The sequence below is a fragment of the Legionella waltersii genome (genome assembly GCF_001468085.1).
GTDB classification, from domain to species: Bacteria; Pseudomonadota; Gammaproteobacteria; order Legionellales; family Legionellaceae; genus Legionella; species Legionella waltersii.
Genome location: NZ_LNZB01000009.1, coordinates 56,596 through 79,733 on the forward strand (window position 1 = coordinate 56,596; position 23,138 = coordinate 79,733).

The following is a 23,138-nucleotide window of genomic DNA, read 5'->3' on the forward strand; positions in this document are numbered from 1 at the left end:
GGAAAAGGATATCTTAAATTACTTCTTATCATCTTCCTTAACTTCTTCAAACTCAGCATCAACAACACCCTCGTCGGCTGGTTTTGATGACTCGTGAGCGGCATGCGCCTCACTACCTTGGGAAGCCTGAGCTCCAGCAGACTGCTTCGCATACACTCGTTCAGCCATTTTAGCAGAAGCATCCGTTAACACTTTCAACTTGTCTTCAATACGTGCTTTATCTGTACCTTGAACAGCTTCTTTAAGCTCAGCAATTGCGGATTCAATTCCCTTTTTCTCGTCTTCAGACATTTCATCGGCTAAATCTTTGAGTGATTTTTCGCAGCTGTGTATCATACCATCAGCTTGGTTGCGAAGTTCAGCCATTTCCTTGAACTTCTTGTCTTCTTCTGCGTGAGATTTCGCATCTTTAACCATCGCTTCCACTTCAGCATCACTTAGACCACTTGATGCCTTAATCACAATGGATTGAGCTTTACCTGTGGCTTTATCTTTTGCAGAAACATTGAGAATACCGTTTGCATCAATATCAAAAGTAACTTCAATTTGTGGAATTCCGCGAGGGGCAGGAGGAATATCACGCAAATCAAAGCGACCCAATGATTTATTAGCAGAGGCTTGCTCTCTCTCACCTTGCAAAACATGAACTGTTACTGCTGTTTGATTATCATCAGCTGTTGAGAACACTTGATTTGCTTTTGTAGGAATCGTCGTGTTTTTTTCTATTAGTTTAGTCATGACACCACCCATGGTTTCAATACCTAGGGATAATGGAGTCACATCCAATAAGAGAATATCAGTCACCTCACCAGATAACACGGCAGCTTGAATTGCAGCACCTACTGCAACAGCTTCATCTGGGTTAACGTCTTTACGTGGCTCTTTACCAAAGAAATCTTCAACTGTTTTTTGAACCATCGGCATACGGGTTTGTCCACCGACAAGAATCACTTCATCAATTTGTGAAACAGTCAAACCTGCATCCTTTAATGCGATCTTGCAAGGCTCTACAGTGCGCTCAACCAATTTTTCAACCAAAGATTCCAATTTTGCTCGGGTTAATTTGATGTTTAAATGTTTAGGTCCACTTGCATCTGCAGTGATGTAGGGTAGATTAACATCTGTTTGTTGAGCCGATGACAACTCTATCTTCGCTTTTTCAGCAGCTTCTTTTAAGCGTTGTAATGCTAGAGGATCATTGTGTAAATCAATTCCACTGTCTTTCTTGAATTCAGAAGCTAAATAATCAATGAGTGCCAAGTCGAAGTCTTCTCCACCAAGGAAAGTATCCCCATTAGTAGCCAATACTTCAAATTGATGTTCTCCATCTACTTCAGCAATTTCAATAATTGAAATATCAAAAGTACCACCACCTAAGTCATACACAGCAATCTTCGAATCACCACGCTTTTTGTCCATGCCATAGGCAAGAGCAGCAGCTGTAGGCTCGTTGATGATACGCTTGACTTCTAAGCCTGCAATTCGCCCAGCATCTTTGGTCGCTTGACGCTGAGAGTCATTAAAGTAGGCAGGAACAGTAATAACGGCTTCTTTAACTTCCTCGCCTAAGTAATCTTCAGCAGTCTTTTTCATCTTACGCAGCACTTCGGCTGAAATTTGTGGCGGAGCCATGTCTTTACCCTTGACACTAACCCAGGCATCGCCATTGTCTGCCTTAGTAATCTTGTAGGGAACCATTTTTATGTCTTTTTGTACAACTGCATCGTCAAATCGACGTCCGATTAAACGTTTGATTGCAAAAAGAGTATTCTCTGGATTCGTTACAGACTGTCTTTTTGCTGCTTGACCTACGAGAACCTCTTTATCATCAGTGAAAGCCACAATTGAAGGTGTTGTTCTGTGACCTTCATTGTTTTCAATTACTTTTGGTTTATCGCCTTCCATAACGGCGACGCAAGAGTTGGTTGTTCCCAAATCTATACCTATAATTTTAGCCATTCTATTTCGCTCCAATCTAATTTCTTATTGCTATGTAACTCATATGGGGTTCTTCCTATGAATTTCAAGCGCATCTGTTTAAAAATTTAAAATTTATTCCTGCCTACAGCATCTCAAGCTATTTAGTAGACACGACCACACGAGCCGGCCTAATGACACGATCACTTAATTTGTACCCTTTCTGGAATACCATAATCACTGTGTTTGGCGCAGATTCTGGTGCTGGTTGCATGGACATCGCTTCGTGCTGTTGAGGATCAAAGACTTGACCCATTGGGTCAATTTGCTCGACATCAAATTTCTGCAACACATCCAGAAATAATTTCATGGTCAATTCAAGTCCTTCATGCATCGCTGAATCATTGTTTTTATCGGCGAGCTGTAATGCCTGTTCCAAACTATCCATTACAGGCAATAAAGAAGAAAGGAGTTTCTCTACCCCGTATTTATGAGCATTTGCAACTTCTCGTTCCATACGACGACGCACGTTGTCAAGCTCAGCTAGAGCTCTTACCGATTTCTCCCAATGTTCATGGGCCTGTTGCTCAGCCAGAGTTAATTTTTCTTCTAAATCCGAATAACTGGGATGATCCAGTGCCTGCTCCCCATGGTTTGACTGTTCAGAAAGCGCTTCTTCGACAGGCTCATCAAAAAAATCCTCATCAACTAGGTTTTCTTCCTTAAATTTATGCCAATCTTTTTTATTATGATCACTCATTCATAAGACTCCAAACGAACATGAACCTTCCAAATGGGGACACCATTGTCATTTTTCAAGTTCTTCTATCGAATTATTCCTTACTTTTTTTAGGACTTACAAAAAACCCCACTCTCTTCGTTCAAAAAATGGTTTTAATTCGATCATTTAGTCTTTCTATAGAACCTTCATTATAACGATTTTTTGCCTCGACCTTGGGGTTCATCGGAAGTCCTTTTTTTATATGTAAATCACTGCTTGCAGTATATGTCCATTTATTTCATACTTGGGGATTTCCGTAACCACATGAGTTCGTTATGCAAGCATGGTCGCCAACCACATGGCAAACGTTTTCTTATTTACAAGCCGCGCACTACGCTGATGAAGAACAGCTCGATAAAGTAGTCAACCAATTGAGACTTGTCCCACCATTAGTGACCAGTGGTGAAGTGAAGCGTTTAAAAGGAGAAATTGCTCGAGCAGGTCGAGGTGAGGCATTCATTCTGCAAGGCGGTGATTGCGCCGAATCGTTTAACGATTGTCGTCCTGACGTCATTAGCAATAAGTTAAAGATTTTATTGCAAATGAGCTTGATACTCATTTATGGATTAAGAAAACCCATCATTCGCATAGGTCGAATTGCTGGCCAATATGCTAAACCTCGATCCTCCGATTTTGAAACGATCGACGGGGTTACTTTACCAAGTTATCGAGGCGACATTGTAAACTCTCCTGAATTTACCGAAGCAGCGCGTGAGCCCAACCCTAAATTACTCCTGCAAGCTTACAGCTGCTCCGCCATGACCTTAAATTTTATACGTGCATTATTGGACGGTGGTTTTGCAGATTTGCAATATCCACAACGCTGGGATCTTGGGTTTGTAGAGCATTCTACCCAGAAGAATGAATACCAACACATAGTTCACTCAATCGGTGATGCACTTGAATTTTTAAAAGCGATTGATGGTCTAAGCTCAAGTAATATAAGCAAAGTTGATTTTTACACTTCTCACGAAGCCCTGCATTTGCATTATGAACAAGCTTTGACACGTCAGTTAAAAGATGGACTTTGGTACAATTTATCCACCCATTTACCCTGGATTGGAATGCGTACTGCTCAAGCAGATAGTGCTCATCTCGAATTTCTACGAGGTGTGCAAAACCCAATTGGCATCAAAGTGGGACCAAGCGCTACAGCGGAGTGGCTGAAAGAAGTATTGCACACTGCAAACCCACAAAAAGAAGAAGGTCGTGTTGTTCTTTATACGCGCCTCGGTGCGAAATCCATAGAAAAACTCCTGCCGCCACTCGTTGAAACCGTTAAGAAAACCAAGATCCCAGTAACTTGGTCTTGTGATCCAATGCACGGTAATACCGAGACCACTTCTGATGGCACCAAAACAAGGCATTTTGATAACATTTTATTTGAGTTAAAACAGGCTTTGGAAATTCATCGTTCCATGGACAGTTATTTAGGGGGAGTTCACTTCGAGCTCACTGGCGATAACGTTACGGAATGTATTGGAGGAGCTAGAGGATTAGCCGCGGACGATTTAAAAACAGCTTATCATAGTTTAGTAGATCCAAGACTTAACTATGAGCAATCATTGGAAATGGCAATTCAATTGAGTCATCAGTTTAGAACCGCTTAAGAGGAAAGCATCGCTTTTTCTCTCTAGCGTAGTAGAAAGGCCGAACAAAGTTAGAACGACATATCAAGTTTTCAACAGACCCCAGCGGGGTCTGTATCCGTGAAACTTAGCTGAGCTAGTTCTAATTATGTGAATTAATTCATTGTTGTTTGATTCATTTACTGGTGGTATTTAGGACTCAACTCGCGAACAGCATCTACAAGATGTGCCACATTCTCTGGGGGTACGTCTGGAGTAATGCCATGACCTAGATTGAAAATATGCCCTGCACCAGGGCCATAAGCAGATAAGACCTCTTCTACTTTTTGGTAAATGCATTCCCTCGATGTTCTTAAAACTGCCGGATCCAAATTACCTTGTAATGCTACCTTTGATCCCACCCTTTTTCTAGCTTGTATTAAGTCACAAGTCCAATCAATACCTAATGCGTCACAACCAGTATCACTCATCCACTCGAGCCATTGTCCGCCATTTTTTGTAAACAATATGATTGGGGTATCTGGAAACTGTTTTTTGATTGTTTGTACAATGTCCTGCATGTAATACAGGGAAAAATCCTTATAATTTTGCGGCGTTAATATTCCGCCCCAGGTATCAAAAATCATTAAAGCGTTAACCCCAGCTTTTACTTGTTCAAGCAAATACTCAGAGACTGAAGAGGCCAGTTTATGCAATAGAGAATGCGTGGATTCTGGGTCAGTGTACAACAACTGCAAAATACGTTTGTAGTCCTTACTGCTTCCACCCTCAACCATATAACAGGCTAATGTCCATGGACTACCAGAAAACCCAATTAATGGGAGTTCCTGTGGCATTTCCTTTCGAATTAAACGAGCCGCATCCATAACGTATCCCAAAGAGTCCCTAATGCTGGGAACCTCCAATCTTGCGATTTCATGGGCATCCTGGACAGGACGATTAAAGTAAGGTCCTTCTCCTTCTCTGAAAGATAACCCTAAACCCATTGCGTCTGGAATGGTTAAAATATCTGAAAACAGAATGGCAGCGTCTAATGCATACCTTCTTAATGGCTGCAAAGTAACTTCACAAGCCAGCTCTGGATTTTTGCATAAACTCAAAAAATCCCCTGCGAGCTCTCTCGTTTTTCTATACTCAGGTAAGTATCGTCCAGCTTGTCGCATAATCCATAATGGAGTTCTTTCAACGGGCTGTCTTCTTATAGCGCGCATAAATAGAGATTGATTGATATCAAACATCTTAGGAATACTCTGGTAATAAAAGATGGTTATAGTATCATGATCGTCTTCTTCAATAAATCGATGCATCGGAAGTGAATAGAAATGGATAGTTTAAACATTACAGCCCTTTGTGTTGAAGCCACGATTGGTATTTATAACTGGGAACAACGAATAAAACAAAAGCTCTTCCTCGATATACGCATTCCCATTGATTTTAAAGCGTGTGACGACAACATCGAACACACTTTAGATTATGACAAATTATGCAAGTCTGTTACTCACTTTATGGAATCTAAACCTTTTCAACTGATAGAAACCGTAGCTAATGAAGTTGCATCGCTCATTCAGAACGAATTTCAAGTAAAACAAATTACCGTCGCTGTTACAAAACCACATGCAGTGAAGAATGCAGGCGGTATCCAAGTCATTGCTAACCGATGACAAACCAGTTTCATCAAAACCATCATTCAATCAGGCTTTATCTTCAAACAAAAAACATGCCACAAAGTACAGTGTCTATATTTTAGTCTATCATTATAAATGAGAAACAAAAATTATGGTTTTGAGTTCTGCTATTCCATAATGAGCGGATCATAGCAACAACCGATTTTTAGGTGCTATCTATGACGTATGATAAATCTAGCGAATTCACTGGGACCCACACAGCATTTAATTTAGAGATGATCAGGACCCTACAGGGAATGGATACGATGTATCCCATTTTTGCTGCATTTAATAAGTGGCTTAGGAAAATCAATGGTTCAAAAGATACTCTTGGGGATGTAAGAGAACAAAATAGTCAAATATTTAATACCTTTGTGTTTTTGATGAATCATAACTACTTGTTTTATTTGATCATCACTAACCAATTTGCGCAAATCAATGAACTCTATACTGTTCATGGTCTGCCTTTAAAAAACCCCAAATTACTCGAACAGATAAGTCGAGAATATCAGAAAGCCGTACAAAACCAGTTTGTTTTGGATTTACACGACAATACACCTCTCGATGGTGCGCATTTACGGAATATCGATGAGGGTTATTTTATTATTAATGACACCACACCCTATCAATTATACAGTGATTTAACGCAACAATATCAAAAAATAAATCACCGCTACCAAACGGAACAAGTTAAGGCTATTCGAGAAGTCTATGAGGGTGAAGTTAGGCAAAATATAACCCTCATAGAGCAAGATGAAGAAGTTCCTGAAGAAGCAAGACGGGATATTATAAATGCCCATCTTAGATTTGAAGAAGAATTATCTCGATTAGAACAAGAACTCTCCGATGAAGACGATGAAGAAGATGAATATTATGAGGAAGATGAGTTTTTTTCCTATGATGAAGATAACCAAGAAGCTATTATTCATTTACCCTCAGATAATGCTCCACCTTTAAGGAAAGAAATCACTCCTGTAGATGAAGAAGAACCCGATGAGGCACCACTAAGTATCCATATGCCTATACCGGACACAGAGCAAGCACAAATACGCGAGATACCAAGGGGGCTTGACCGAGAGAATCTACCTGACGAAGTAAGCCTACCACCCACAGATATACCGCTAAGAGAGGATTCTCCTGAAAGTGCTCGTGCTATCCAACAATCACCAAACTTGGACAATGAAAGAAGCTTTGATAGTTTACCAATGTCTCAAAAAATAAGGTCGTTTGAACAAAGTAAAACAACAGAAAGTATCCCGAAAGTAGAATCAATTAGACGATCACCCCGGGGCCAAAGAGTATCCAATTTGATGGATCTATTTGAGAATAGCGTAGGTAAGGCCTATGAAAAACATGCCCACCATGGCTCAGTAAGAATTCATAGGGATAGACATAGACAATCAGTTGTTAAAATGCAATTAGGTCTAGAAGCTCTTACTCGGAAATATCTACCAACTCTTCAACACTTAACTCAAAAACAAGAGTTGGCTTTAGTGGATATAAAGGTCGATTTGGAAAATTTCATCAATCTACTCTCATCAAATCTACCCTCATTAAAGGAGCCTGATAAAAGTCAGTTGAGTGTAAGCATCAAAAGGCTTAAACAATTTGAAGAACATTTACTGGATGCAGTAGAATATGAAGAGGTACAGGTGGCATTAAAAAGTTTCTCAACGGAATTGGAATCTTTATCGAATTTATTTACCCCACCAGGAGTCCTAGCATCACAACAAGACCAATATGAGAAGCTAAATAGATGTCTCCAACAAAGCCTGGCACTAAAATCATCAGAGTCTGTTACTCAAAAAACGAATACTGGAGAGCAAGCACAAACAGAATCAGAGACCCCAGCGAAGCCTAAAGTTCGCAGATTTGCAGTTGGGCTTGCAAGATCGCGTCTCATCGAGGAACAACGGCATCAAGCCAAGCGTAACGGATTTTTTAGCCAAGCTCCAAAAGCGACTCCTGATCAAACTCATCCACTTAAAATTAAAAAACACCCACACGAAGAACCAAAAACAATCAGTGAAGATGTAGCAGATGATTTGCAAAGAAAATTAGGTGCTATCAAAACTCACCTAGGTTTTCTCACTAAAACAAGTGAAACCCAGAAATCGACAGCCTACACAATCATGGAGAGAATAGAGAATGCGGCCAAAAAGCACCATGCAAACCCTGTGGACTTAAGTGCTTTAGCTACTACGTATAATTCACTTGCTCCTAATAATGAGATTAGCCCCGAATTAGTCGAGTTGTCTGTTTTACTGTATGATCAAGCCAGCAGGCCAGCTCAACAAAGTTAAATTTAGCCACCAACGGCTCTCAACATCCCGTTCAAACGCTCATTTTTAGCTAAGTTAATCTGAGCTAATTGAGCAGATGTTTTGTCTGGATAGGGTCCTACCACTACTCGGAACCAGCTTCCTTGTGCCTGAGAAGCTTGAACAACGTTGACATCAAAACCTTTTAAAATCAGTTTGGCCTTCATATTATCCGCATCATGTCTTGTTTTAAACGAAGCAACCTGAACCAAATAGGAGCTTGTTTTGTTGCTAGGCTGATGATTATCAACAGGCTTTCCTTCGGCAACTTGAACGGATGATCTTACTGAGTTACTAACCACATCATTGATTGATTTACTAGCGACTTGCTCCGGGCCTTTAGCCGAAGTTTGGGCTGACGTCTGTGTATTTTCCTGGTGGTTGCCTGCTTGAGAACCTGATTTTTCGTTTGCCAACAAGGTATAAAATTCAAACTTAGGCTTCGGAGGTACTTGTGGTTTTTGCTCTGCGGTTTTAATGGGTTGTTTAACTGGTTCATTGTCCGCTAAAATTTCTTTGTTTATCCATTGACTGACCTTTTGAACATCCATGATTGTCGCAGTGAAATACCCCAGTAAAAAGGTAACAACGATAACTAACAGCTGATTGGGAGCGCTGTTTTTCTTTGCAGGTCGCCTATTTCCATAATCTCTTGCCATTACATACTCTCAGGGGCTGAAACGCCCAATATCCTAAGTCCATTATTTAATACTTGTCTTACTGCCTCGAGCAAACACAGTCGCGCAGAACGCAAAGAGTCTTGCTCACATAGAAGTTGTACCGCATTATAATAACTGTGAAGTCCATTTGCCAGCTCTCTTAAATAATAAGCCAACTGATGAGGTTCACAAGTTGATGCTGCTGACTTTATCACTTCAGGATAACGACTCAATAGAGCGACTAATGCAGACTCATGTGCTTGCTCTAATAAACTAAGATTCTCTAGACCTAAACTCTTGTCCCAAGCCATTTCTCGCTGTTTTAATTGCCTTAAAACGCTGCATATTCGCGCATGAGCGTATTGAATATAATACACGGGATTGTCATTAGATTCTGATTTTGCAAGATCAAGATCAAAATCCATATGTTGTTCCGGTTTTCTCACCACATAAAAATATCGTGCTGCATCATTTCCAACCTCTTCTCTTAATTCTCTTAAGGTCACGAATGATCCACTTCGAGTCGACATTTGTACTCGATCTTCACCACGATAAAGAATTGCAAATTGCACCAACATCACGTCCAAAGCACTTTCATCATGACCTAAGGCTTTTACGGCTGTTTTAATTCGAGCGACATAACCATGGTGATCAGCTCCAAAGATGTCAATCACCCGGTCATAACCTCTGTCGTATTTATTCCAATGATAAGCAACATCAGAAGCAAAGTAAGTGCTTTGACCATTCGCTCTTAATAATACCCTGTCCTTTTCATCACCAAAATCAGTAGCTCGGAACCATAGAGCCCCTTCCTTTTCATAAGTATGGCCACCATTTTTCAGGGCCTGGACCCCTTTTTCAATAGAACCATCTTCGAAAAGCGATTGTTCAGAAAACCAGTTATCAAAACTCACACCGAATCCTGATAGGTCGTCCTTTATGTCATCTAAAACCGTCTTTAACGCATGTTGATGGAATATCTTAAAACCATCTTCACCTAATAATACTCTAGACTTCTCAATGACGGCATCAATATAGATTTCTTTGTCTCCACCATGAGGCTCATCCTTGGGTAAGCCCTCGAAGACCACAGGCCATGGATGCACATACTCTGCCCCACTTTCTGAACAAATTGCTTCTGCTATGTTAAAAACATACTGTCCTTTATAAGCATTGGAAGGGAATACTACAGGTTCGCCTTGCAATTCAAGGTAACGTAACCACACACTGACAGCCAAAATGTTCATTTGTCTCCCAGCATCATTGACATAATACTCAAGAGTCACGTCATATCCTGCTGCTTTTAATACATTTCCTAAGGTTGCTCCAAATGCCGCACCTCGGCCATGGCCTACGTGCAGAGGCCCTGTCGGATTGGCAGAAACAAATTCAATTAACACTTTTTGGTTTTGGCCTAGATTACAAGTCCCGAATTCCTCACCTTTTTTCAATGCTTCAGCAACAATCATAGCTCGTGAGCTGCTTTGCATAAAAAAATTAATAAAACCAGCACCGGCTATTTCAATTTTTTGAACGGATGAATCGCCTGGTATTGCTGCAACTATCTTTTCAGCAATGACTCTGGGGGCTAATTTACAGGGCTTTGCTAAAATTAAAGCTAAGTTTGTTGCATAATCTCCATGAGCCGAGTCCTTAGCATTTTCAACTTTAATATCAATACTCAAATCATTGGGAATTTCTCCCTGGGATTCTAAAGTACTTAAGGATTGTTTCAAAAGGTGCTCAATGGTAGATTTCATGCTTTTACTTTATCCGTCAAAAATACTGCAATTATGCTCCTTTTCCTTGCATATGAAAAGGTTATTGAATTCATTCCAGGCAGGAGTTATTTTTAGTTCGCCCTGACTACGTTAATGAGAGAGTCGTCTCAAGGGGGTATCGTCTGTTTTTTCTGTAGATTCTTTTGCCGTAAGGAGGCAGAAAAGAAACCCACAACAGCGCGCTTAACGATTTAACTCCTATTAACTTTCAATATCAGAATAAGCTTTATGGATATACCCATCTTGAGACAGCAAAATGGCTATAGGTCTTGTAACATCAAAATGAGCAAAAATAATCATCATCATCACCGTGATAGGTACCGATAAGAACATTCCTAGAATACCCCAGATGGCACCCCACAAGCCTAAAGCGAATAAAATCACAAGAGGGCTTAAATTCAATGACTTACCTAATAGGCGAGGTTCTAAAAAATTTCCTACAATAAATTGAACAACGACAATACCCGATGTGATTTCAATAAACGGCCACCAACTATCAAACTGAATCAAAGCCAATGCAACTGGAAACGCGGTCGCAACAATTGCTCCTATGTTAGGAATGTAGTTTAAAAAGAAAATCAATAAAGCCCAGAACTCGGCGAAATCTAATTGCACCCATTTCATGACTATCCAACTTGCCGTTGCTGTTAATAAACTCAATAAGGTTTTAATGCCCAAATAAGTTTGAGTGTCTTTGGTAATATGGGAGATAATATTATTGACCAGTTTTCTGTGCTCAATTTGAGGAAAAAAAGCGTCCATTTTTTGCGTAAAATAATGTTGCTCGACAAATAGGAAAACAATGTATAAAGCGATTAATACGGCAGAGCTTGTAATCGTAGTGAACATTCCATAAATGTTCAAAAGCATGGTCTGGAAACTAAGGCCACGGATGATGCTGTCAAAATCCGCTAGTGCTTTGATATGAAAGCGCTGATCAAGATTATTAAAGATACTCATCAAGTTTTCTTGGTATCTTGGTGACGCTGCTATCACTTCATTCACATTGTCTGTGATGATATTAATAAGTACTCGAACCATAACCGTAACGACAAGCAAAGAAAGTATCATCCTGAGCCAACTTGGTAATTTTACTCCAACAACAGGAATCTTTTTCATTCCGTTATTAATGGTGTTTAGGAGATGCCAAACAAAGATCGAAATAACAATCGGAATGAGCAAACCTCTTCCAGCGATTAATAAATACCCTATTATCCAAACTAAAATTAACGAGGCTGTACATGTAATAATGCGGTTCATCCGATTGAACTCCGGTATAGTGTTTTATATTGTAAATAGACTCTAAATTACCTATCCTAATAACATTCTATTTCTAACTCATTCCATAATAGCGTGCTGTCTAACTCTTGTGAATACATACCTGGTGTAGGCCCGGCTCTTGCAGCTAAACTGGCCAAATGCAACATAAACACGGTAAGTGATTTGTTGTTTCATTTGCCTTATCGCTATCAGGATAGAACTAGAGTCACTGCGATTCAAGATCTGAGAGCTAATGAATGGTGTGTTGTTGCTGGCCATGTTTGTAATACCGAAATTAAGTATGGCAAGAAAATGATGCTTAATTGCTACATACAAGACAAAACTGGAATACTTAAGCTTCGGTTTTTTCATTTTAATAAGCAACAAATCAACTCTTTGAATAACAGCCACAAAATAAGAGTTTTCGGAGAAGTGAGAGAATTCAATAGTCAACTTGAAATGATTCACCCGGAGTACCAACTTCTTGATACGGAAGCAGAATTTACTGTTGAAGAGACCTTAACACCGATATATCCAGCTACCCAGGGTTTATCTCAAGCTAAATTAAGACAACTGGTAAAAATTATTCTCAAACAAGCAGAGCAAGAACTTGATGATTTAGAGTGGATGAATGAAAGTGAACTGCAAACCTATGGCTTTTATCCATTGGGTGCAGCTCTAAGCTTGCTTCATAATCCGCCTCCGGATACAGCCTTGAGTTCTCTTGAAATGGGCTTCCACCCTGCTATTAAACGCATCATTTTTGATGAGTTACTTGCCCATCAGTTGAGTATGCAGTTTGCTAGAAACTCACGAAATCAATTACAAGCCCACCCTATTTTGTTTCGTGAAGAAATGACTATGCGTTTTATAAACTCCTTACCCTTTTCATTAACCAATGCTCAAAAAAGGGTCGCGAAGGAAGTGTCTAACGATCTGACTCAATCGAGTCCCATGCTACGTTTAGTGCAAGGGGACGTTGGCGCAGGAAAAACGGTCATTGCTGCTCTTGCAGCGTTACAAGCAATTGTTAACGGTTATCAAGTTGCATTTATGGCGCCAACGGATTTGCTCAGTGAACAACACTCCATCAATTTGATGAAATGGTTTGAACCTTTAGGAATTCAGGTATTGCGCCTAAGCGGGAAAATGAAAGCCTCTGAAAAGAAGTTCGCGCTGAACTCCCTTCAAGACAATACTTGCCAATTGATTATAGGTACTCATGCTTTATTTCAAGACAAAGTGGAATTTAACAATCTTGGTTTAATTATTATTGATGAGCAACATCGATTTGGTGTTGAGCAACGACTGCAATTGCAACAAAAAGGTCAAAAAGAGAAAATGGTTCCCCATCAATTGCTAATGACGGCAACTCCAATCCCTCGAACTTTATCCATGTCGCATTTTGCCCATTTGGACATATCCATTATTGACGAGCTACCACCTGGCCGAACACCCATAACCACCGCTGTAGTAAGTCAAGATAAAAGAGAGTTAATCATAGATCGCTTACAAGCCGCCTTCGCTGAAAAAAAGCAAGCCTACTGGGTTTGCACGTTGATTGAAGAGTCCGAAAAATTACAGTGCATCGCAGCAACGGACACTGCGAGAAAATTACAAGAGCAGTTACCCTCCGCACGCGTTGGATTAATTCACGGACGCATGAAAGCGATTGAAAAAGAGGCGACAATGGCAGCATTTAAAGAAGGTGAACTAGACCTATTGGTTGCTACAACGGTCATTGAAGTAGGAGTTGATGTGCCAAATGCTAGTTTAATGATCATTGAAAACGCTGAACGCTTGGGACTGTCTCAACTCCACCAATTACGTGGCCGCGTAGGGCGAGGAAGCCAACAGTCACACTGTTTATTACTCTATCAGCAACCACTTTCACAACAAAGCACTGAACGATTAAAAATCATGCGCGCAACCACTGATGGGTTTATTATCTCAGAGAAGGATCTTGAACTCCGTGGAGCTGGGGAAGTACTAGGCACTAAACAAACTGGATTCAAACAGTTTAAGGTTGCAGTGTTGCAAAGAGACAAGGAAATGTTGAGGACCATCGGCCCAATTGCAAGACAGCTCGTCAATAGTAATAGCGATATAGCCCGAATGATTACTCAAAATTGGCTAGGTAATTTTGAGCAATTTTTGCAAATATAAAAAGATTTAAAATTAGTGAAGTCAAGACTGTTTTTTAAGTTTTTATTTGTTAAGATAGACAGGTCAGTCAATTTTATCTACAAATCACATCTTGTGGATAAGTTCAATGTATTTTTCTCTCCAAATGAAATAAAACACCCTATTGCATTTTCAACAACCCTAGTTACTAAAGGTTCTTCTCCTTATTTGGCATCATTATCATCTAATTCGGTTATCCACAAAAACTGTGGATAAGTCTGTGATCAGAATGCAAAAAGCCTTGTAAAATCTATCGATTTTTAAAATGCTTTAGAAATTTCCAATTTGCATGAGTAGACCTGAAATAAAATAAATAAATATTTTTTTATCTGTTGACAAGGATGACATTCTTATTGTTTATTATGAAGAATGAAAATCGATAGGTACTTAAGCGTGTTCTAGATTTTTACCTTATCTATTAATGACGCTAGTTCAATTTCTGATTCAGCTAGATGATTAAAATCGTGCATATTCCAAGCAGCGGATAAGACAGTAATCACAAAGGCCCAGGCTTTAATTTTTTGCGGATCGAAAGGAAGTTCCTCTTTTAAAACAGTTAACCGCGTTTGAACGATTTGTGCGGGTGAACGATCATTGGGAAAGCAATCCATGGGATTGCGAATCATTGCTCCCACCTCAGCCACAGGATCTCCAAGATACCCCTGTGGGTCAATAACTGCCCATGAAGACCCTCTTCGGATTATATTATCATGATGTAAATCACCATGCAGAACTACATCATTAGTTCGATCTGACGTTAGTTCACGGAATAGAAATTCCGCTTTTGCCAGCATCCTCGCATCCACATGACCTTCGAGGCTTTTCAAATCACCGACAAGCTCGGAAAGGTGCTTAAAGGTGTATTTTTTCTGTTGTCCGGTTTGTAATTCCCGAATAGTTTGCGCAATAATCCTTGTAACATTGATGTCACTTTCATTGTTCAAGAAGGTTTTTAGTGAATACCCAGGGCTAATGTACTCCATAAGAAAAGCAAATCGTTTTTCATCATGTTGATAAACTCTGGGTGTTGCATTGCTAAAACATAACATACAATGAATTTCATTCACTAAGTGTTCACCAGATGGAGCTGTTTTGATCACGGCCATTTGATCATTCGAATTAAAACGAACTAAACCAACAAAATTAAAACTCAACTCTGCTACGGGTCTAATGAAATGAACATCCCATTGTTGCTCTAATTCACGGATAAATACAGGAAGCCGTTGTAACCAACGTTTTCCAGTCTCACCATAAACCGCTTCAATAGTTTTTCTAAACTGGGGCGTTAATTCCATGATATCTACAATTCAATATAATTAGGGACGAGCCTGTCCATTGTCACTAGACTAGCTAGGAAGCTCAATTATTAAATGATATCATACAAATGGATGAGGACGGACCACAGCAAATGAACGGGGACGGACCCCAGTGGGGTCCGTCCCCATTTAATACCGGTCCCCTTTCAATACCCTTCAATATTGAATGAAAACCCATGAACCAGCAAAACAGATACTGGCAAGCAAAAAAAATAACGTTGATTGGTGCATTGGTTAACGCTCTTTTAGGTCTCGTGAAAATGATCGGTGGTTTTTTCTTTCACTCGCACGCCCTTTTTGCTGATGGAATTCATTCTATTTCTGATTTGTTAACGGATATGATGGTGCTGTTCGCATCAAAATATGGAAGCATTGATGCTGATGAAACACACCCCTATGGGCATCAACGCATTGAAACAGCAGCAACATTATTTGTGTCTCTTTTACTTATCTTAGCAGGTTGTGGTATTGCCTGGGACTCTATCGACGAACTACTTAAGTTCGAGCACAGCTTTCCTAGTGCATTGGCTATTCCTATCATTTGTTTTTCCATCATTGCTAATGAGGTTCTCTTTCATTACACGCGTCATGTGGGTAAACAAATCAATTCCCAATTGATTGCAGCCAATGCATGGCATCACCGATCAGATGCTGCTTCATCGGTTGTTGTACTCATTGGACTCTTAGGAAGCCTAGCTGGTTTAATTTATCTTGATGCATTGGCTGCTGTGGTAGTCAGCTTAATGATTACAAAAATGGGTTGGGACTATGGTTGGAACAGCGTCAAAGAACTAGTCGATACGGCTGTAGATGCTGAGCTTCTTGAACAAATCGAACAGACCATACAAGGTATCGACGGCGTGATTAAGATCCACCAACTACGAAGCCGGTTTATGGGGAGTGATGTGCTAATCGATGTGCACATACTTGTATCCCCCAGAATCTCTGTATCAGAAGGACATTACATAGCCCAGCACGTTCACCAAGCATTAGTGAACCAAATCGACAGCGTTAAAGATGTGATTGTTCATGTTGATCACGAAGATGATGAAATATCTAGCCCTTCCCTGCATTTACCTAGTCGTGCTGTTTTACATGAAGATTACCTCCGAGAAATCAAAAAGGATTTCCCCCAAATTCTATTTTGGAATATCCATTATCTGGATGGAAAAATGGGATTAGATATTGTCTGCTCTGAAGATTTTAGCCTCTGGCAAGAGCTCCATAATAAAGTCATACAAACCTTAAAAAATCGTATTGATATTGAAGAGATTCGCTTATTTAGTCTGCATGAAGTCATGCATCAATAAATTAGCCCTTAAATGTTCGCTTTGTTCGTAGTAAAATGCTCGGGCTAATTTTAGGAAACCCATATGTTGTCTATCACTGTTTTGAAAATTATTTTTGCGATTTCTATAGTTGCAGTCATCTTAGTTGCTGGATGGTATCCATTTCGCAAACGCATAAAAGAAGATCAACACATCGATTTTCCCATTGGGGAAACGCTAGCAACCGGGGTTTTTTTAGGTGCAGCATTACTCCATATGCTCCCAGAGTCTAATTCCTTATTTCAAACTATGGGTTACAACTACCCATTAGCTTTTATTATTACAGGGGCTGTCTTTCTCATTTTCTTATGGTTTGAACATTTGGGGAAAGAACTATACCACCATCAAAAGGCAGATCACCCAGCTTTTGCCCTTTTGGCGTGGGGTATGATGTCTATTCACTCGATAATGTTAGGTGCAGCATTGGGATTTGCCCATTACAACTCCATGATGATCATGCTTTTCTTAGCGATTATTACTCACAAATGGGCTGAGAGCTTTGCTATTGCTGTTCAATTAAATAAAAGCTCGATGAGTTTAAACACCAGCCTATTGTTTTTTATCCTATTCAGTCTGATGACCCCTATTGGCATCTACATTGGATGGTATTTTGGTCATGGCATAGAAACCAATTCATTATTTGATCCCATATTGATAGCAGCCTCAGCAGGAACCTTTTTGTATTTAGGTACACTCCATGGCCTTGAGCGTTGCGTTATGGTTGAGCGATGCTGTAATTTAACTGACTTTAGTTTTGTGATCATTGGATTTGCCTTAATGGCTGGAGTGGCGGCCTATGTCTAGTTTTTTACAACAACAACCGATTATTCTAGCTTCAGGATCCTCCATTCGTGCAAAATTGCTCAACTCATTAGGCTTACATTTTCTTGTAGTGCCATCGAATTGCGATGAAGATAAGCTCAAAGCTCAACATGGTCATGAAGACAAAATTCGCTTGGGAATGACTCTAGCCAGACATAAAGCCATGGAAGTGAGCGAACGATACCCACAACATTATATCATTGCAGCTGATCAATTATGTGTAGTCAACGATACCCTACTGGATAAACCCCTTAATCATGAGACTGCAGTGAACCATTTAAACCTATTGAGTGGTAAAGAACATCTACAGATTGCCTGCCTATGTATCGTTAAACAAAACACCCTACTTTGGGAATACAGTGAATCAGCAACTGTGAGTCTCCATGATCTAGACCGCGACACGATAGAAAGGTATTTGCAAGAAGAAAAGCCCTATCAGAGCTGCGGTGCCTATCAATTTGAAACACTTGGGAAATGGCTATTCAAGACAGTTCGTGGCAATGAAGACACCATATTGGGATTACCACTAATTCCGTTAGCTAATGCTCTTTTAACTCTTGGAGCAGTAACCTATTAACATCAAATCAAGACACTAGGAATGACCATGCAAATTAGTAAAATTACAGCGAGAGAAATATTAGATTCAAGAGGTAACCCAACTGTTGAAGCCGATGTTCTCTTACAAAATGGATTCACCGGAAGGGCTAGTGTTCCTTCAGGAGCATCAACAGGAAGTAGAGAAGCCTGTGAACTCCGAGACCAAGACACGAAAAGGTACTCTGGTAAAGGGGTTAAGAAAGCAGTTGGTCATGTGAATCATGAAATAAATAAGGCTTTACAGGGACAAGCAGTAGATGATCAAGCTCACATTGATAAGCTTTTATGTGAGCTTGATGGAACTGATAACAAGTCTCGATTAGGAGCCAATGCCATTTTAGCGGCCTCTTTAGCTTGTGCGAGAGCCAGAGCTGCGGCTCATAACCAACCATTGTTTATGTCCTTGCATCAAGACGAAACGATGAACATGCCTGTGCCCATGATGAATATTTTGAATGGTGGGGCACATGCAGACAATAATGTGGATATCCAAGAGTTCATGATTATGCCCATTGGTGCTGCGGATTTCCCTACTGCTTTACAAATGGGGACTGATGTATTTCATGTTTTAAAATCCGTATTAAAGACAAAAGGATTAAACACTGCGGTGGGTGATGAAGGAGGATTCGCCCCAAACATTCAATCAAATCGACAAGCACTAGACTTGATCAGTGAAGCCGTGAATCACGCTGGTTTTAAATTAGGAGAAGACATCGTTCTTTCTTTAGACGTTGCCGCCAGTGAACTGTATGAAAATGGTTCTTATCGCATGGCCTCTGAAAACCAAATTTTTAGCTCGCAACAACTCATCGATTATTATGCCAATTTAGTTGCTGACTACCCAATAGTCAGTATTGAGGATGGGTTAGACGAAAAGGACTGGTCTGGATGGAAAGAATTAACGAATCGCCTAGGAAATAAAATTCAATTGGTTGGCGATGACTTATTTGTGACCAACCCTAAAATATTGCAAGAAGGAATTGCGCAAGGTGTTGCCAATGCCATCTTAATTAAAGTAAATCAAATCGGTACTTTGACTGAAACGAGACAAGCCATTCACCTTGCACACAAACATGGCTATCGCTGTATTATGTCCCATCGTTCAGGAGAAACTGAAGATACATTCATTGCTGACCTGGCTGTTGCTACAGGTTGTGGACAAATCAAAACGGGTTCATTGTGCAGAACTGACAGAACGGCCAAATACAACCAACTCTTAAGAATTAATGAGCTTGCACCTCTGCCTTATGCGGGTAAAGGCATTTTGAAATAGGAAGCAATCCACTGCTTTGGTCGCTAATTACAAACAGCTAAATAATATACTTCAACAAGTATTGGCCCTTTTAGAAATTAGCGACTACAATATAATTAGCAACATTAATAATAATAAAAATAATTATGCGACCCGTTTATATTATCCTCATAATTGCTTTAGTTGCCCTACAGCATAAGCTCTGGCTAGGTGATGGTAACCTTGTCCAATGGATATCCATCGAAAAAAAACTGGTGGCTCAGCAAGAACATAATGAAAAATTATCGGCCCGAAATAAGGCACTTGAGGCTGACATCAAGGAACTGAAAAGTGGTGACCAGGCCTTAGAAGAGCAAGCTCGTTATGAATTAGGAATGGTTAAAGAAAACGAGACGTATTATCAATTTGTTGATTAGATGAAGGAACCCGGGCTTCAGTCCTAAGGACCTTTACCCAGGCTGCATTTTATTTATTCACTGATTAGAAACATCCCCATGAAAAGCAAGAACGTTCTTCGTCATCAACATGCTTACCTTGTGCAAATCTTGTTAACAAGTCACCTACACGATTACTTAATAGTCCTTTGTTTGCTTCAGGATGGACTTTCAATATGTCCTTGGCTAATGCACTTAGAGAGTTGTAATCCGATGCACAGAAGTCCTTGGTGAGAAGATGAGTTAAAGCCTCAATTTTCTGTTCCTTTCGATCCTTATTCATACAGAAAAAAGAATCCCTCTCTCTTCCTAAGGTATGGATCAATTGAAGAATAGCCTCTTTATCCTTTTCATTAAGATAACAATCATGGAAATCAGGTGAAGAAGTTGACGACGATTCTGAGTTGCTTGAAGAGCGAAGAGAGGCTGAATCACTAGAAGAGGGTACCAACTCTGTATCCCTCCAATAGAAAGGCAGCTCTGAACTATCCGAAGGCGATGAAGAGTCATGTTCAATTGCAGTCACTTGCGAATCAGTTTTTATTGGTGCTTGTTTCCTTGCCTTTAGCTTTGATATAGCTTCACTCCACTTATCAGGATTTTTAGTTGGCTGGCTTGAAGCTAATTGTAAAATGGTTCTAATACCTTCTTCACACTCCTCTGTATTCAGTTCTGCTGGATTAAATTCTGGAGCGATTAGATTCAAATCACCTCGCTCTTTCACGGCTACCTTCATAGACTCCCTATCCTTTGAGCTGTCATCGTAAATACAGACCCATTTTGTTTTCTTTTGTTCATCTGGCCATGTTTCTTGCATGACTTGTTTCGCAAAATTCTTTTTAGCGCCTGATTGATTACCAACAGCCTCTGTCTTAATTTGTTTCAATTCATCTTCAGTGAAGCCATGATATTTTAAAACCTCTATAACATAGTCCGCTCTGTTTCTGGTCAAAATAACTAACTTGGTGTTGCTGTCTTTAAGTCTATTTTTATAGAATTTTACAACTTTGGGTGGGATTAGAAGACCGTAGTACTCACTGTCTTTGTCTTCCTCCCAAGCTTCAGGATTATTGAGATATCTTTGATAATCTCCAAATCCCTTTTTAAATTTTGATTGTACTTCTTCAGAATTTTTTAGTGCCCAAAGCCTAAAGCCTCCTAGTTGACCTCCATTAAATAATTGCTTATAAAATCCATTAGTAACTGTTGATTTCCCTTCCATTCCGGTCATAGTCCCATCGAAATCTGACAGAATTAGAATTTGAGGTGTTGATATAGATTGTTGATCGAGTTTTAGATGACTCATAATTACTGTACTCCTAAAATAATTGTTTTGACGGATCAAACGTTTTTATGAAAGGATTTAGAGTGATATGAGTTTGTGACTTGGGAATCTAGAGGATGAAGTTTTATTACTAAAATAAACAACAAACACCTGGCTTGAGGCCTTGCAATGAAGTGTAGTGATCATGGATCTTGTGTTTAATTTGTAATTCATTAGTGTAAGTAATGGGTTAATTTTTCTCGTATTATACCTATTAATTATTAAATCAATATTAATTGATTGAAAGTGTTCTTCATAGGGTTGCATCTTATCCGCTCCCTAACGGTCGCGGCTCAGTTTTGACTCCTACGAACTGAGCCAATGATATGGACTCATCCTCCTTTTAACCGGCTACTAAAATGAGCCAAAATGGTAGTGTTACGCTAACCTATCAAGAGGAGAGTCCAATGAAGAATATTACGCTACTCGGCATAGATTTGGCAAAAGATGTTTTTCAATTGCATGGAGTTAATGAGTATGGAAAGAAAATATTAAGCAAGAAAGTTTCCCGCTCAGCGTTGCCGACATTAATTGCCAATATGCCACACTGTAAAATAGTGATGGAGGCCTGTGGAAGTTCGAATTATTGGTCGCGTAAGTTTATGTCTTATGGGCACACGGTCTCCCAGATTAGTCCCCAACATGTGAAACCGTTTGTACAAGGGAATAAAAATGATAAGAACGATGCTCGTGCGATTGTTATAGCAGCACAACAAGATGGTATGCCAACAGTGCCCACAAAGACAATAAAACAACAAGAAATGCAAATGAATCATCGATATAGAGAAAGTTTGATTCAAGATAGAACGGCTTTGGCAAATCGTATACGAGGTTACTTACGCGAGATGGGGATTTTTTTAGCTGAGGGTTTATCCCAAGTTAGAAAGGAAGTTCCTCTATTATTGGAAGATGCAACGAATGAACTTACGATGGATATGAGAGAAATCATCTCCAGTTGTCATAAAAAAGTATTGGATCTGGATCATGAAATTGAACGTTATACGCAAAAAATAGAACAATTTTGCAAGAAGAACGACATGTGTGGGCGTTTAATGCAATTGCCTGGTGTAGGTCCCATGACCGCGAGTATTATTTATGCAACAGTCGGTGACCCCCACCATTTTAAAAATGGTCGTCATTTTGCAGCTTATTTAGGATTAGTACCCAAAGAACACTCCAGTGGAGGGAAACAATGCTTGATGTCTATTAGTAAACGAGGTGACCGCTATATACGTGGGTTGCTAATACATGGAGGTCGTTCAGTGGTTAAAGGTGCAGATAAAAAGTCAGATTATGTCAGTTCTTGGGTGACGCGTATTAAAAAAGAGCGTGGTTACAATAAGGCAGCGGTTGCTGTAGCAAATAAAAATGCACGTCATATGTGGGCTATTATGGCGTATGATGATAAATATATTAATCACCATAATGATATTAAGGCAGCCTAAATTAAATAATGAGATGGCTTATGAAAAAAATGTATCGTTACACGCTGCACCTTCCTTTTTTGTAATAAGTAAACCCACTTATTACAAAAAAGAAGGGTATAAAATGGTTGCTTCATGTTCGTGGAGAAAAAAGACTTACCAAGGTTTTGCAAAGAATAGCTGATGGGAAAATGGTAGAACCTACTCTGTAAATACCTGCAGGTCGCATTGAACCTAGTGTTCGACGAGCCGATTAGGAGACAGAGTGCGAATTTCATCAAGGCACGAGTGGCAATAAAACTACTCTTAAATAGTTGCCGAATATACGCATGTAAATACTTCATTTTTCAATAGCTAACTACTTGCAAAAACGGATGAGTCCATATACGCGACCGTTAGGGCTGAGGGATCGACTCATTTTTTAAATGGGGTATTTATACCCAAAGTCGGGTTCTTCGCCTAATGGTGCTGCCTCAAGCGGTTTC

At 39.8% G+C, this 23,138-nt stretch carries 18 protein-coding genes; 10 read left to right on the forward strand and 8 right to left on the reverse strand.

Going from position 1 to position 23,138, the window contains the following annotated elements:
• Positions 1-18: 18 nt before the first annotated feature.
• Both dnaK and grpE read right to left on the reverse strand, forming a co-directional pair.
• A complete protein-coding gene (gene dnaK, locus Lwal_RS02730) occupies positions 19-1,959 on the reverse strand; it encodes a molecular chaperone DnaK (RefSeq protein WP_058479389.1) in 1,941 nt (646 codons plus the stop codon).
• A gap of 118 nt (positions 1,960-2,077) precedes the next feature.
• Positions 2,078-2,677: a nucleotide exchange factor GrpE gene (gene grpE / locus Lwal_RS02735; RefSeq protein WP_058479390.1), complete on the reverse strand. Its 600-nt coding sequence runs from the start codon at positions 2,675-2,677 to the stop codon at positions 2,078-2,080.
• A 296-nt stretch (positions 2,678-2,973) separates the two neighbouring features.
• Between grpE and Lwal_RS02740 the strand changes: the two genes are divergently transcribed.
• On the forward strand, positions 2,974-4,308 hold the full coding sequence (locus Lwal_RS02740; RefSeq protein WP_058479391.1) for a 3-deoxy-7-phosphoheptulonate synthase class II: 1,335 nt from the start codon (positions 2,974-2,976) through the stop codon (positions 4,306-4,308).
• 158 nt (positions 4,309-4,466) lie between these two features.
• On the opposite strand, the gene hemE is transcribed toward Lwal_RS02740, so the two are convergent.
• Positions 4,467-5,525 (reverse strand): uroporphyrinogen decarboxylase, encoded by a 1,059-nt coding sequence (gene hemE / locus Lwal_RS02745; RefSeq protein WP_058479411.1) that lies wholly within the window; start codon positions 5,523-5,525, stop codon positions 4,467-4,469.
• An 84-nt stretch (positions 5,526-5,609) separates the two neighbouring features.
• Here hemE and folB point away from each other — a divergent pair, with 84 nt between their 5' ends.
• Together folB and Lwal_RS02755 are read left to right on the forward strand one after the other, a co-directional pair.
• The gene (folB, locus tag Lwal_RS02750) at positions 5,610-5,948 is read left to right on the forward strand and encodes a dihydroneopterin aldolase (RefSeq protein WP_058479392.1); all 339 of its coding nucleotides are present in this window, start codon (positions 5,610-5,612) and stop codon (positions 5,946-5,948) included.
• A gap of 182 nt (positions 5,949-6,130) precedes the next feature.
• Positions 6,131-8,254, forward strand: coding sequence for a hypothetical protein (locus Lwal_RS02755; protein ID WP_058479393.1), 2,124 nt, complete (start codon positions 6,131-6,133; stop codon positions 8,252-8,254).
• A gap of 2 nt (positions 8,255-8,256) precedes the next feature.
• Here Lwal_RS02755 and Lwal_RS02760 read toward each other — a convergent pair whose 3' ends face one another.
• The 3 genes from Lwal_RS02760 to Lwal_RS02770 form a co-directional block, all read right to left on the reverse strand.
• On the reverse strand, positions 8,257-8,931 hold the full coding sequence (locus Lwal_RS02760; RefSeq protein WP_058479394.1) for an SPOR domain-containing protein: 675 nt from the start codon (positions 8,929-8,931) through the stop codon (positions 8,257-8,259).
• The gene (argS, locus tag Lwal_RS02765; RefSeq protein WP_058479395.1) at positions 8,931-10,691 is read right to left on the reverse strand and encodes an arginine--tRNA ligase; all 1,761 of its coding nucleotides are present in this window, start codon (positions 10,689-10,691) and stop codon (positions 8,931-8,933) included. The genes Lwal_RS02760 and argS overlap by 1 nt, the downstream gene beginning before the upstream one ends.
• A 222-nt stretch (positions 10,692-10,913) precedes the next feature.
• Positions 10,914-11,972, reverse strand: a complete 1,059-nt coding sequence (locus tag Lwal_RS02770; RefSeq protein ID WP_058479396.1) for an AI-2E family transporter — start codon at positions 11,970-11,972, stop codon at positions 10,914-10,916.
• 93 nt (positions 11,973-12,065) lie between these two features.
• On the opposite strand from Lwal_RS02770, the gene recG reads away from it, so the two are divergent.
• Complete coding sequence (recG, locus tag Lwal_RS02775; RefSeq protein ID WP_058479397.1) at positions 12,066-14,138, forward strand: ATP-dependent DNA helicase RecG; 2,073 nt, start codon at positions 12,066-12,068, stop codon at positions 14,136-14,138.
• Between the two features lie 416 nt (positions 14,139-14,554).
• Here the strand turns inward: recG and Lwal_RS02780 are convergent, their stop codons facing one another.
• On the reverse strand, positions 14,555-15,451 hold the full coding sequence (locus tag Lwal_RS02780; protein ID WP_058479398.1) for an aminoglycoside phosphotransferase family protein: 897 nt from the start codon (positions 15,449-15,451) through the stop codon (positions 14,555-14,557).
• A gap of 197 nt (positions 15,452-15,648) precedes the next feature.
• Between Lwal_RS02780 and Lwal_RS02785 the strand changes: the two genes are divergently transcribed.
• From Lwal_RS02785 to ftsB, 5 genes are all read left to right on the forward strand, one after another.
• Positions 15,649-16,782 (forward strand): cation diffusion facilitator family transporter, encoded by a 1,134-nt coding sequence (locus Lwal_RS02785; RefSeq protein ID WP_058479399.1) that lies wholly within the window; start codon positions 15,649-15,651, stop codon positions 16,780-16,782.
• A gap of 63 nt (positions 16,783-16,845) precedes the next feature.
• On the forward strand, positions 16,846-17,604 hold the full coding sequence (locus Lwal_RS02790; RefSeq protein ID WP_058479400.1) for a ZIP family metal transporter: 759 nt from the start codon (positions 16,846-16,848) through the stop codon (positions 17,602-17,604).
• On the forward strand, positions 17,597-18,199 hold the full coding sequence (locus Lwal_RS02795) for a Maf family protein (RefSeq protein WP_058479401.1): 603 nt from the start codon (positions 17,597-17,599) through the stop codon (positions 18,197-18,199). Before Lwal_RS02790 ends, Lwal_RS02795 begins: the two co-directional genes overlap by 8 nt.
• A 21-nt stretch (positions 18,200-18,220) precedes the next feature.
• Complete coding sequence (eno, locus tag Lwal_RS02800) at positions 18,221-19,492, forward strand: phosphopyruvate hydratase (protein WP_197697696.1); 1,272 nt, start codon at positions 18,221-18,223, stop codon at positions 19,490-19,492.
• A 125-nt stretch (positions 19,493-19,617) separates the two neighbouring features.
• Positions 19,618-19,887 (forward strand): cell division protein FtsB, encoded by a 270-nt coding sequence (ftsB, locus tag Lwal_RS02805; protein ID WP_058479403.1) that lies wholly within the window; start codon positions 19,618-19,620, stop codon positions 19,885-19,887.
• A 64-nt stretch (positions 19,888-19,951) separates the two neighbouring features.
• On the opposite strand, the gene Lwal_RS02810 is transcribed toward ftsB, so the two are convergent.
• Positions 19,952-21,211 carry a hypothetical protein gene (locus Lwal_RS02810; RefSeq protein WP_058479404.1) on the reverse strand — a complete coding sequence of 420 codons (1,260 nt, stop codon included), beginning with the start codon at positions 21,209-21,211 and terminating at the stop codon, positions 19,952-19,954.
• A gap of 425 nt (positions 21,212-21,636) precedes the next feature.
• Here Lwal_RS02810 and Lwal_RS02815 point away from each other — a divergent pair, with 425 nt between their 5' ends.
• Entirely contained in the window at positions 21,637-22,674 is a 1,038-nt protein-coding gene (locus Lwal_RS02815; protein WP_058479405.1) for an IS110 family RNA-guided transposase, read from the forward strand.
• Positions 22,675-23,138 lie beyond the last annotated feature (464 nt).